The organism is Allobosea sp., from assembly GCF_051860145.1.
Taxonomy (GTDB): Bacteria; Pseudomonadota; Alphaproteobacteria; order Rhizobiales; family Beijerinckiaceae; genus Allobosea.
Map to the genome: position 1 here is coordinate 73,278 of NZ_JBHYEM010000013.1, position 11,710 is coordinate 84,987.

Consider the following 11,710-nt stretch of genomic DNA (forward strand, 5'->3'; position numbering starts at 1 on the left):
CGCTGGCATGCTCTATCTGGCTATCCAGTTCGCCTGGTTCCTGCTCGCAGCCTTCGCGATCGGGCTCGTAATGGGCTGGATCACCTGCACCGGCGGCAAGTTCCGGTTCTGGGCCGGGCCGATCCCCTATGTCGCCGCGGCCTGGGCGCTGGTTGCGGCGCTGGTCTGGCTCCAGGCGGTGAACGGCATGCCGGCGCTCTGGCTGGAGACGGCGCTGCTCCATGTGGCAGCCTATCTCGCGGGCTGCTGCCTGGCCTGCCTGATACGGACCCTGAGACGCTCCGATGCGACGGCCGCACCGGCGGCGGGCTTGCATGAGCCCACCATGGCGCCGCTGCCGTCGCAGAGCGTTTCCAGCGAGGGCGCCGTCCTGGGCGACACCCGGCCGGCCGCCAAGGTCGAGGGCGAGGATCTGATTCCGGGCAAGCGGCCGCTCGGGTTCGCGGCGGCGCGCGGCGGCACATCCGACGATCTCAAGCTGATCAAGGGCATCGGCCGCCAGAACGAGGGCCGGCTGCACGGGCTTGGCATCTGGCATTTCGACCAGATCGCGGCCTGGACGCCGGAGAATGTCGAATGGGTCGGCAGCTATCTCGCCTTTCCCGGCCGGATCGAGCGGGAGAACTGGGTCGCTCAGGCCAAATCGCTCGCCGTGGGCGGCGAGACCGAGTTTTCCGCGCGTGCCAGGGCCGGCCGTGTCGCCTCCTCGCGCGACGACGGCACGGGCGGGCAGGGCAATGTCGCCGACATGTCCGAAAGCGGCTTCGAGGGCGAGCGGCCGCAGAACACGCTGCCCGCCGCCAGGGACGGCAAGCCGGACGACCTCACCTTGATCAAGGGCATCGGACCCGCCATCGCGGCCAGCCTCAATCATCTCGGCCTCTGGCATTTCGACCAGATCGCAGCCTTGCGCGACGCGGAGATTCGGTTCGCCTCGGCCTATTCGGGCGTTCCGGGGCGCGGGATCAGCGAGAAATGGCGCGAGGACGCCGATATCCTCGCCAATGGCGGTGAAACCGCGCATTCGCGCGCCATCAAGGCCGGCCGCTCGCAGACGGACGGCTGAGCCGGTCAGGCCGCGCGCTTCTCGGCCTTGGCCACGAGCTTGCCGATGCGCCGGACCATGTCCTTCGGCCCGAGCAAGGGCGCATGGCCCTGGCCCGCGGCGGTGAAGGTCTCGCAATCGGGGTGGCGCTTGCCCATCTCGCGCAGGGTCTCGTCGGAAAGCAGGTCGGAATTGGCGCCGCGGATCGCCAACACAGGCACGCCGTCGAGGCCGGCGAAATAGCTCCAGAGCACCGGCAACGGCGTCTCGAGGTCGAGCTCTTCCAGCACCTTCATCAGGTTCGGGTCGTAATCCGTGACGAAATGGCCGTCGCGCTCGGTCCAGGTCCGGCGTGCCATCATCTCCCATTCGGCGTCGCCGAAGAGGGGGAACTGCTGATCGGACAGGCGCTTGAGGATCTCCGCGCCTTCGGCATAGCTGCGCGGGCTCGGCAGCTTGCCGACATAGCCCCTGATCCGCAGGAGCCCGCGCGCGTCGATCACCGGGCCGACATCGTTGAGCACGGCGCCCCGGATCATCGCCGGCCGCGCCGCGGCGAGCGCCATCGTCAGCAGCCCGCCGCGCGAGGTGCCGACGAAGACGGCCTCCTCGATCCCGGCGGCGGCGAGGAACTGCATCATGTCGTCGAGCTCGACGCGGATGTCGTAATTCGCCCAGTAGCTGTCATAGCCGGAGCGCCCGCGCCCGCGATAATCGAGCGCGAGCACGCGGCGCGGCCCGGCCTCGCCTTGGGACAGCGCCAGAGCGAGCTCGTGGAAATCGGCGGCGGTGCGCGCAAAGCCCGGCAGGCAGATCACCGGCAGGGCGGGCGAGGCGAGCGGGCCGTAATCGCGGGCATGCAGCCTGAGCCCGTCCCGCGCGCTGACGAAGAGGGAGCGGAAACCGCTTTCAGAATCCATCCATTCCCCCGCCGACGCCCAGAACTGGATTACTCTCTCGCGCCGCCGCGCTTCAAGTCCCAGTCGATCAGATAGGCGGTGCGCTGGTCGAGCCGCTGCCGGTAGACCTGCAGGTTCTCCATCACGCGCTGGACGTAGTTGCGCGTCTCGTAGAACGGGATGCGCTCGACCCAGTCGATGGCGTCGACCTCCGGCTTGCGCGGGTCGCCATAGGCCGCGATCCATTTCTTCACATTGCCGGAGCCGGCATTATAGGCGGCGAAGGTCAGGATGTAGGAGCCGCGCCAGTCCTTCAGCAGGTCGTTGAGGTGGGCAGCGCCCATTTGCGCCGAATAGAGCGCGTCCTGGCCGAGCCGCGGCAGGTCGAAGGGCAGGTTGGCGCGGCGCGCCGTCTCCTTCGCCGTTGCCGGCATCATCTGCATCAGGCCGCGCGCGCCCGCATGCGAGACCGCGGCGGGATCGAAGGCGCTTTCCTGCCGCGCGATGGCATGGACGATGGCCCGCTCCATCGGGTCTCCGAGCACTGGAAAATCCGGAACGCCGAAGGTCGGGAAGGCGGCATTGTCGAGCGGGAAGCCGCGCTGCAGCGCCGCCTTGCCGACGCTCAGCAGCGCCCGGATATCGCCTTCACGTCTCGCCAGCTCCGCCACCGCCTCCAGCGCCGGTGTCGTATGCAGGCGCTGGGCGAGGTCGTTCAGCATCGTGGCGGCGAGATCGCGGGCGCCGATCCGGTAAAGCAGCCTGACGCCCTGATGGCCGGGCAGATGCGCCAGCGCGGCCGCCGCCGAACTCCGCAAGGGCAGGTCGGGCAGGCCGAGCCTGGCGCGGGCGAGCTGGCCGTAATAGGCGATCGGGTGGGCAGCGGCGCGAGCATAGGCCTCCTTCGCCTCCTCGCCCTTGCCGATCACCTCCAGCGCGCGACCTTGCCAATAGGCGACGCGCGCCGCGGAAATCGGCGTCCCGGCGATCTTCGCGGCCTCGTCGAAATGGGCGAGCGCGAGCCCGGGCTGGTCGCGGAAGCGCAGCGCGATCCAGCCGGCATGCCAATCGGCGTCGATGCGCTCGGCATCGTCCTCGGCTCCGTGGCCGGCCGCGACCTCGTAGGCCTTGGCGGCGTCGCCTTCGTCGAGCAACTCGCGGGCGACGAGCCGGCGCTCGGTCCACCAGCCGTCGCCATCGCCCAGCAGGGCCGGGTCGCGCGGCGCCTTTGCGAGCGCTGCGGCGGCCTCGATCGGCTTGTCGGCCCGCCTGGCCTGCTGCGCCTGCAGGAAGGAGAAGGAGATGTCGCTGCGCATGGCGGCCGGCACGGCGTCGATCAACTTGGGCGCGATCGGCCGCTTCGCCTGCGCGCTGGCGAGGCGCGCCTTGGCGAGCACGACATAGTCGGTCGAGACCCGCGCCGCATTGCGCAAGGCAGCGCCGGCATTCTCGCGGAAGAGATAGCGCTCCGTGCGCAGCCGATGGTCGGCCGGCGTCAGCTTGTCGCCGAATGCGTTCAGCACGAGGGTTTCCAGCGCCTGCCCGAAATGGTCGCGCCGCCAGCTCTCGCGGATCAGCGCCGCGGCCTGGTCGCCGCGCCCCTCGGCCTTGAGCGCCAATGCGAGCGCCACCCGGCCGACGGGGCTGAGCGGTTGCTGGGCGTAGAAGAAGGCGCGCACCGTCGCCATGCTCTTCTTCTCGGCGATCAGGGCGGCCTCGGCGCGGCGGCGGAACGGCGCCGTCGCGGGATAGTTCGGATGGGCCTCGAGGAACGCGTTGATCCGGGAAAAGCCGATGCCGCCGCCCATGCGGATGGCGGCCCATTCCAGCATCGCGCGCGCCGCGCGGTCGTCGATGCCGGCGGCGAGCGCGTCGCCCTCCGCAGTCGCGCCGCGCCGATAGGCCTCGACGGCGGCCTTCACCGTGTCGAGATCGAGATTCTCGCCGAGACGCAGTTGATCGTTGGGAAAGGGCGGAAGCGCGGCGGTGGTTTCGACTTCGACGCTCGCCGTCACGACACTTGCCGGGGTGCTTGCTGGGGCGACGCTGTCAGGGACGACGCTTGCCGCCACATCACGTGCCGCCACATCACTTGCCGCCGCATTGCTGGCGGCGGCGACATGGGCCGTCCGCTCCTGCTGCTGGACTTGGCGGCCGTCATCGGCGGCGCGGGTGCTGGCCATGACGACAAGAGCGGGAACGGCCAATGCAATCAGCCGTCGAGAGGCAGGCAGCCATGTCATGGCGGGTCCCCCGGATAGGCGTTGATCAGCGATGGTCGGTGAAGGGTCTTGATGAAGCCTTAACCATCGAGCACACGATTTTTGATGAATTGCCGGCTTTCCGCGTGCCATGCAAGGGGTTATGTCTGTCGCCCGCTCTAACGGATATCGCCGCAGGACGTCTTAATCATGACCAAGCACGCGCCTTTCACCGGCTCACTCACGGCCCTGGTGACGCCCTTCAAAGGCGGCCGGGTCGATGAGGGAGCCTTGCGCGCGCTGATCGCCTGGCAGATCGAGAGCGGCAGCCACGGTCTCGTGCCGGTCGGCACCACGGGCGAAAGCCCGACCCTCAGCCATGACGAGCACAAGAAGGTCGTCGAGATCTGCATCGACGCGGTGAAGGGCAGGGTGCCCGTCATCGCCGGCGCCGGCTCCAACAACACGGCCGAGGCGATCGACCTCGCGACCCATGCCGAGAAGGCCGGCGCCCAGGCGCTGCTGGTGGTGACGCCCTATTACAACAAGCCGACCCAGGAGGGCATGTACCAGCACTTCAAGGCGGTGAACGACGCGGTCGGCATCCCGATCATCATCTACAACATCCCGCCGCGCTCGGTGGTCGACATGTCGGTCGAGACCATGACCCGGCTCTACGAGCTGAAGAACATCGCCGGCGTCAAGGATGCGACCGCCAATCTCGCCCGCGTCTCGCAGCAGCGCCATGCCATGGGGCCGGACTTCATCCAGCTCTCGGGCGAGGACATGACGGCGCTGGCCTATATGGCGGCCGGCGGCCATGGCTGCATCTCGGTCGTCGCCAATGTCGCGCCGAAACTCTGCTCGGACCTGATGGTCGCGGCGCTCAAGGGCGACTATGCCGGCGCGCTGAAAATCCAGGATCGGCTCGTGCCGCTGCATGATGCGGTGTTCAAGGAGCCGGGCCTCGCGGGCGCCAAGCATGGCCTGAAGCTGCTCGGCCGCGTCGAGGAGGAGTTGCGCCTGCCGCTGATGCCGGTGACGCCGCCGACCGGCAAGGTCATCCGCGAGGCCATGGTTCACGCCGGCCTGTTGAATGCCTAGATAAGGGAATTGCGTTCGTCCGGTCGCCCCGGCAACGCGTCGGGGATACGACGATGTACGAACCGAGCCATTTCAAGGTCGAGGACCGCGCGGCGCTGCATGGCGTCATCCGCGCTAATCCGCTCGCCACGCTGGTGACGGCCGGCGCCGACGGGCTTCTCGCCAATCCCGTGCCCTTCGTGCTGCATCCCGAGCTCGGCGAGCAGGGCGTGCTGCGCGCGCATCTGGCGCGCCCGAACCCGCAATGGAAGGCGATCGCCGCCGGCGCCGAGACGCTCGTCGTCTTCACCGGCGTCGAGCATTATGTCACGCCGGCCTGGTACGCCTCCAAGCAGGAGCACGGCAAGGTCGTGCCGACCTGGAACTATGTCACCGTGCAGGTCCGCGGTTCCGCTCGCGCCATCGAGGATGGCGAGTGGCTGCGCGCCCAGCTCGAATCGCTGACGCGCCAGCAGGAGGCGCCGCGCGCCGAGCCCTGGTCGGTCTCCGATGCGCCCGAGCCCTTCATCGCGGCGCAGACGCGCGGCATCGTCGGCATCGAGATCGAGATCGCGGCCATTGCCGGCAAGTTCAAGCTCAGTCAGAACCGTCAGGAAGCCGACAAGCTCGGCGTTCTCAACGGCTTGAGCGCTCAACCTGAATCGGAATCGCAGGCGATGGCGGGGCTGGTAAAGGCGTACGGATTCGGTTCGCAGGCATGAGCAAGCCCGACCCCGAGCGCTACCGGCTTGCGGCCGACAACCGCAAGGCGCGCTATAATTACGAGATCACCGAGACGCTCGAGGCCGGCATCGCGTTGCAGGGCACCGAGATCAAGTCGCTGCGCGGCGGCAAGGCGACGATCGGGGAGAGCTATGCCGGGCCGATGGGCACGGAGCTCTTCCTGTTCAACGCCCATATCCCGGAATATCTCGAGGCCAACCGCTTCAACCACGACGTCAAGCGGCCGCGCAAGCTGCTGCTGCACCGCCGCCAGATCAACAAGCTGATGGGCGCGATCCAGCGCGAGGGCTACACGGTCATCCCGCTCAAGGTCTATTTCAACGAGAAGGGCCGGGCCAAGGTCGAGCTCGGCCTCGGCAGGGGCAAGAAGCTGCACGACAAGCGCGAGACCGAGAAGACCCGCGACTGGAATCGCGACAAGGCGCGGATCATGAAGACCGGCGGGTGAGCTTATCCTTCTCCCCGAGGGGGAGAAGGTGGCCCGGCGAAGCCGGGTCGGATGAGGGAAGTGCTTCTCATCGGGCGTCATTCTCGGGCGGAGCGAAGCGCAGACCCGAGAATCTCAGGACGAGATGCGGCATGGGATGCTCGGGTCAAGCCCGAGCATGACGTGCGCTTCGAGGACCGTCGCTATCCCATCGCCTTCTTGAAACTGGCATTGGCCTTGTCCCAGTTCACCGTCTTCCACCAGGCCGTGAGATAGTCGGCGCGCCGGCTCTGGTGCTTCAGGTAATAGGCGTGCTCCCAGACATCGACGCCGAGCACGGCCTTGGCGCCGAGCTCGAGCGGCGTATCCTGGTTCGCCGTCGAGACGATCGCGAGCTTCTTGTCCTTGTCGACGACGAGCCAGGCCCAGCCGGAGCCGAAGCGGCCCATCGCAGCGGCGTTCAGTTTCGTCACCAGATCGACCGTCGAGCCGAGCGAGGCCTCGATCGCGCTCTTCAGCTCGGCCGAAGGCTGCTGCGCGCCGCCGGGCGTCATCAGCTCCCAGAAGAACGTATGGTTCCAGTGGCCGCCGACATTGTTGCGCACGCCGGTGCGGACGTTCTCGGGCACGGCGGCGAGATCGGCGAGCACGGTCTCGATCGGCGTCGTCTTCAGTCCGTCCCACTGGTTCGCCAGCGCATTGGCGTTGTTGACATAGGCCTGATGGTGCGCGGTGTGGTGGATGCGCATCGTCGCCGTGTCGATATTCGGCTCCAGCGCCTCATAGGCATAGCCGAGCGGAGGCAGCGTGAAGGTCGGGGGAGGCGGGGGCGCCGCGGGAGCGGGCGCTGCCTGCGCCAGGACCAGCGCCGGTCGGGCGATCACGAAAGCGCCGGTGGAGCCGGCGGCGAGCCCGGTGAGGAAATGACGGCGATGCACGATGAAGCCTCCCGTTGCGATGAGTGTCACAGCCCAACCGGTCGGGATGCGGAAAGTTCGACCGGGAGCCGTGCCGAATCTGTCCTAGCATAGCCGCTGACCTTTCGTCAGCGGCTCCGCGCCGTTCAGCTCTCGACGGTCTCGTCGCCCTGGCGGATGCCGTAGCGGCGCTCCAGCCCCGGATGCCCGGGCGATGCCGGCGCCGTGCGCGCCGAGCGCTCGGCCGGGTCGCGCCCGATCTTCGGCATCAGTTGCGACAGGTCGATGAATTCGTCGCATTGCCGGCGCAACTCGTCCGAGACCATCGGCGGGTTGGTGGTGATCGTCGAGACCACCGAGACCTTCACGCCCTTGCGCTGGACCGCCTCGACGAGGGGGCGGAAATCGCCGTCGCCGGAGAACAGGTAGATCTGGTCGAGATGCGGCGCGAGCTCGAGCATCTCAATCGCGAGCTCGATATCCATATTGCCCTTCACCCGCCGGCGGCCGGTCGCGTCGGTGAACTCCTTTGCCGCCTTGGTGATGACCCGGTAGCCGTTATAGTCGAGCCAGTCGACCAGCGGCCGGATCGAGGAATATTCCTCGCTCTCGACCAAAGTGGTGAAATAGAAGGCCCGGATCAGGTTTCCGCGCGACTGGAACTCCTTGAGGAGCCGTCGGTAGTCCATGTCGAAGCCGAGCTGCTTCGAGGTGGCGTAAAGGTTGGCGCCATCGATGAAAAGCGCGGTGCGCGGGTCGGCCACCATGGCAATGACTCCTGGAAAAAACGCGACTCAAAAAAAGTTCAAATAAGAAAATCAGGAAAGATAGCGGTCTAACAATGTCGAATGACCGCCGGACTCGAAGCGATCCCATGGCTGTAATGTGGCGTCGCGCGATCAGCTTGCAAGAGCGCCCTCAGGCCAAGATGGCCCTCAGGCGCTGAGGCCCCGGCTACCCGGCTTGACCGGCGGAATGGCCGCGAGCTCGGGCGGCAGCGCATCCGGCGCATAGGCCGGGATATCGAGCGAAATCAGGCTGACCAGCTCGACCCCGAGATCGGCCTTGCCGGCCGAGCGATCGACGAGGCAGGCCGCGCCGAGCACCTTTCCGGGCTCTTTCGCGATCGAGGCCAGGCATTCGCGCGAGGACAGGCCGGTGGTGACGATGTCCTCCACCATCACGACCCGCGCCCCGGCGGGAATCGTGAAGCCGCGGCGCAAGGTGAACTGGCCGTTCTCGCGCTCCACGAAGACGGCCTTGGCCTTGAGATGGCGCGCGGTCTCGTAGCCCGGCACGATGCCGCCGACCGCCGGCGAGACGACATAGTCGATCGCGCCGAAGGCAGCCTCGATCTTGGCGGCGAGCGCCTTGCACAGCCGCTCGGTGCGCACCGGGTCCTGGAAGATGAACATCTTTTGCAGGAAGACCGGGCTGCGCAGCCCGGAAGACAGGATGAAATGGCCCTCGAGCAGTGCGCCTGCATCGCGGAATTCGGCCAGAACCTCGTTGTCGGTCATCTCTGCCTCGCGGATCGGGTTGCGGATCGCCCGGCGGCAAGCACAGGCGGGTGCTTGTGCGCCGGAACGCCGCGCGATTCAAGCCGGGGGAGGGAGGCCGGCTGTGGAAGGCGCCTCAGCCGACGACGCGTTCGACCCGGCTGATCACCCGCTTCTCGCGCAATTCGCTGATGATCGCGGAGAGGTGCTTCAGGTCCCAGACCGTGAGGTCGATGGTGACGTCGGTGAAATCGGGATTGGGCCTGACCATCGCGACCGCGTCGATATTGCCGTCATGCTCGGCGATCGTGGTGGTGATCTGGGCGAGCGAGCCCGGCTCGTTGATCGAGTTCAGCGCGATGCGCGCCGGAAAGCGCTGCGGCACCTTGTCGTCGAGGTCCCAGCGCACGTCGAGCCAGCGGTCGGGCTCGTTGTCGAAGGCCGCGAGCGAGGGGGACTGGATCGGATAGATCGTCACGCCTTCGCCGGGCGTCAGGATGCCGACGATGCGGTCTCCCGGCACTGCTCCGCCATCCGGCGCGAAACGCACTGGCAGGTCGCCGCCGAGGCCGCGGATCGGGATGGCGTTGGCGCCCGGCGTCTCGCCCGGGAGCTTGAACTTGAGATTGTCGCCCTTGCGCAGCTCGAACCAGCCCTTGCCGTTGCTGGCGGCCTTGGCGTCGGCGGCGGAGCGCTTTTCCGGTTCGAGATCGGGATAGACCGCCTTGACCACGTCGCCGGAGAACATCTCGCCGCGGCCGACCGCTGCCAGCACGTCGTCCACCGCCGTGCGTGCGAGCCGCTTCAGCGCGGCCTTGAGCTTCTCGTCGCTGAAGGGGCGCTCCGCCCGGGTGAAGGCGCGTTCGAGGATCTGCCGCCCCAGCCCGGCATATTGCCGGCGCACCGCGGTGCGCGTCGCCCGGCGGATCGCGGCGCGCGCCTTGCCGGTGACGACGAGCGATTCCCAGGCCGCGGGCGGGGCCTGGCCCTCGGCGCGCGTGATCTCGACCTCGTCGCCGTTCTGCAGCTCCGTGAGCAGCGGCGCGATCCGCCCGTTGATCTTGGCGCCGACGGCAGTGTTGCCGACATCGGTATGGACGGCATAGGCGAAGTCGATCGGCGTCGCTCCGCGTGGCAGCGCGATCAGCCGTCCCTTCGGCGTGAAGCAGAAGACCTGGTCGTGGAAGAGCTCGAGCTTGGTGTGCTCGAGGAACTCCTCCGGATTGTCGCCCTCGGCCAGCAGGTCGACCGTGCGGCGCAGCCACTGATAGGCCCGGCTCTCGTCGGCGGCGCCGGAGATCTCGGTCGTGCGGCCGTCCTTGTAATGGGCATGGGCCGCGATGCCGTATTCGGCGATGCGGTCCATCGTGTCGGTGCGGATCTGCAGCTCGACGCGGCTGTGACCGGGCCCGACCACGGTGGTGTGGATCGAGCGGTAGTCGTTCTGCTTCGGCGTCGAGATGTAGTCCTTGTAGCGGCCCGGAACCATCGGCCAGGTCGTGTGCACGACGCCGAGCACCCGGTAGCAATCCTCCAGTTCGTCGACGATGACGCGGAAGCCGAAAATGTCGGAGAGCTGCTCGAAGGAAACCGATTTGCGCTCCATCTTGCGCCAGATCGAGTAGGGCCGCTTGCGCCGGCCGGCGACCTCGGCATGGATGCCGCGCGCGGCGAGCTTCTCCTTCAGGTCGATCTCGATCGCGCTGATGACCTGGCCCTCGCGCTCGGTCACCTCCTCGAGCCGCTTGCTGATCGTGGCATGCGCCTCGGGCTTGATATGGCGGAAGGCCAGCTCCTCGAGCTCCTCGCGCAGCTCCTGCATGCCCATGCGGCCGGCCAGCGGGGCGTAGATCTCGGCGGTCTCCTCGGCGATGCGCAGCCGCTTCTCCGGCGGCACGAAATGCAGGGTGCGCATGTTGTGGAGCCGGTCGGCGAGCTTCACCAGCAGCACCCGGACGTCATCGGCGATGGCGAGCAGGAGCTTGCGGAAATTCTCGCCCTGCGCTGCCTTCTTCGAGACCAGGTCGAGCTTCTTGATCTTGGTCAGGCCGTCGACCAGCCGGCGGATATCCGGCCCGAACATGCCCTCGATCTCCTCGAGGGTGGCGGCGGTGTCCTCGACGGTGTCGTGCAGCACGGCTGCGACGATGGTCGCGTCGTCGAGCTTGAGGTCGGTCAGGATCGCCGCGACTTCGAGCGGATGGGCGAAGAACGGGTCGCCGGAGGCGCGTTTCTGCGTGCCATGCGCGCGCATGGCATAGACATAGGCCTGATTGAGCAGGTCCTCATCCGTATTCGGATTATAGCTCCTGACCCGATCGACGAGTTCATATTGCCGCATCATGCCCATGCGGGCCTCTGTACCGCCTGCCGAAGATCGCAATGGTTCAATATCGACACGGCATCCATGGGCGGCAAGGCGAAACTGCGGGGAGCGGGCATGAAAAAGCCCGGCATGGCCGGGCTTTAGCAAAGGCTGGTGAACGCTTTGGTTCAGTCCTCGTCGTCGGCGCTCTCGGTCGGAGGCACCAGGCCGTCGAGGCCGCGCAGCAGGTCGTCCTCGCTCATGCGGTCGAACTGGACCTCCGAGTCCGGCGTCGCCGCGCTCGGCTGGCCGCTGGTCAGCAGCGGAACCGTGTCGGCTTCCGGCTCGTCGACCTCGACATGCTTCTGCAGCGAGTGGATCAGGTCTTCCTTGAGGTCGTCCGGCGTGAGCTTCTCGTCGGCGATCTCGCGCAGCGCGACCACAGGGTTCTTGTCGTTGTCGCGGGCAACGAGAATCGAGGAGCCCGAGGCGATCATGCGGGCACGATGGCTGGCCAGCAGAACCAGCTCGAAGCGGTTCTCGACCTTGTCGATGCAATCCTCAACGGTGACGCGAGCCATGGCGCGGCT

Annotated in this window: 11 protein-coding genes; 4 read left to right on the forward strand and 7 right to left on the reverse strand. The window is 67.4% G+C overall.

Annotation, left to right across the window (positions count from 1 at the left end; translation table 11 throughout):
• The first annotated feature begins 7 nt into the window (after positions 1–7).
• The gene (locus ACTIF2_RS19520) at positions 8–1,066 is read left to right on the forward strand and encodes a hypothetical protein (RefSeq protein ID WP_439498776.1); all 1,059 of its coding nucleotides are present in this window, start codon (positions 8–10) and stop codon (positions 1,064–1,066) included.
• A 5-nt stretch (positions 1,067–1,071) separates the two neighbouring features.
• On the opposite strand, the gene ACTIF2_RS19525 is transcribed toward ACTIF2_RS19520, so the two are convergent.
• Both ACTIF2_RS19525 and ACTIF2_RS19530 read right to left on the reverse strand, forming a co-directional pair.
• A complete protein-coding gene (locus ACTIF2_RS19525) occupies positions 1,072–1,965 on the reverse strand; it encodes an alpha/beta fold hydrolase (RefSeq protein ID WP_439498777.1) in 894 nt (297 codons plus the stop codon).
• Positions 1,966–1,994: 29 nt separating this feature from the next.
• Positions 1,995–4,187 carry a lytic transglycosylase domain-containing protein gene (locus tag ACTIF2_RS19530; RefSeq protein ID WP_439498778.1) on the reverse strand — a complete coding sequence of 731 codons (2,193 nt, stop codon included), beginning with the start codon at positions 4,185–4,187 and terminating at the stop codon, positions 1,995–1,997.
• 168 nt (positions 4,188–4,355) lie between these two features.
• Here ACTIF2_RS19530 and dapA point away from each other — a divergent pair, with 168 nt between their 5' ends.
• Genes dapA through smpB form a run of 3 tightly spaced genes read left to right on the forward strand, consistent with a single transcriptional unit; the run spans position 4,356 to position 6,420 of the window.
• Positions 4,356–5,249, forward strand: a complete 894-nt coding sequence (gene dapA / locus ACTIF2_RS19535) for a 4-hydroxy-tetrahydrodipicolinate synthase (RefSeq protein WP_439498779.1) — start codon at positions 4,356–4,358, stop codon at positions 5,247–5,249.
• A gap of 53 nt (positions 5,250–5,302) precedes the next feature.
• Positions 5,303–5,950, forward strand: coding sequence for an FMN-binding negative transcriptional regulator (locus ACTIF2_RS19540; protein ID WP_439498780.1), 648 nt, complete (start codon positions 5,303–5,305; stop codon positions 5,948–5,950).
• Complete coding sequence (smpB, locus tag ACTIF2_RS19545) at positions 5,947–6,420, forward strand: SsrA-binding protein SmpB (RefSeq protein WP_439498781.1); 474 nt, start codon at positions 5,947–5,949, stop codon at positions 6,418–6,420. Before ACTIF2_RS19540 ends, smpB begins: the two co-directional genes overlap by 4 nt.
• A gap of 182 nt (positions 6,421–6,602) precedes the next feature.
• On the opposite strand, the gene ACTIF2_RS19550 is transcribed toward smpB, so the two are convergent.
• The 5 genes from ACTIF2_RS19550 to rpoZ form a co-directional block, all read right to left on the reverse strand.
• A complete protein-coding gene (locus ACTIF2_RS19550; protein ID WP_439498782.1) occupies positions 6,603–7,337 on the reverse strand; it encodes a superoxide dismutase in 735 nt (244 codons plus the stop codon).
• A 125-nt stretch (positions 7,338–7,462) separates the two neighbouring features.
• Positions 7,463–8,083, reverse strand: a complete 621-nt coding sequence (locus ACTIF2_RS19555) for a LabA-like NYN domain-containing protein (RefSeq protein ID WP_439498783.1) — start codon at positions 8,081–8,083, stop codon at positions 7,463–7,465.
• 168 nt (positions 8,084–8,251) lie between these two features.
• Positions 8,252–8,836: an orotate phosphoribosyltransferase gene (gene pyrE / locus ACTIF2_RS19560; protein WP_439498784.1), complete on the reverse strand. Its 585-nt coding sequence runs from the start codon at positions 8,834–8,836 to the stop codon at positions 8,252–8,254.
• A 115-nt stretch (positions 8,837–8,951) separates the two neighbouring features.
• On the reverse strand, positions 8,952–11,159 hold the full coding sequence (locus ACTIF2_RS19565; RefSeq protein ID WP_439498850.1) for a RelA/SpoT family protein: 2,208 nt from the start codon (positions 11,157–11,159) through the stop codon (positions 8,952–8,954).
• A gap of 149 nt (positions 11,160–11,308) precedes the next feature.
• On the reverse strand, positions 11,309–11,701 hold the full coding sequence (gene rpoZ, locus ACTIF2_RS19570) for a DNA-directed RNA polymerase subunit omega (RefSeq protein ID WP_439498785.1): 393 nt from the start codon (positions 11,699–11,701) through the stop codon (positions 11,309–11,311).
• Between the last annotated feature and the right edge of the window lie 9 nt (positions 11,702–11,710).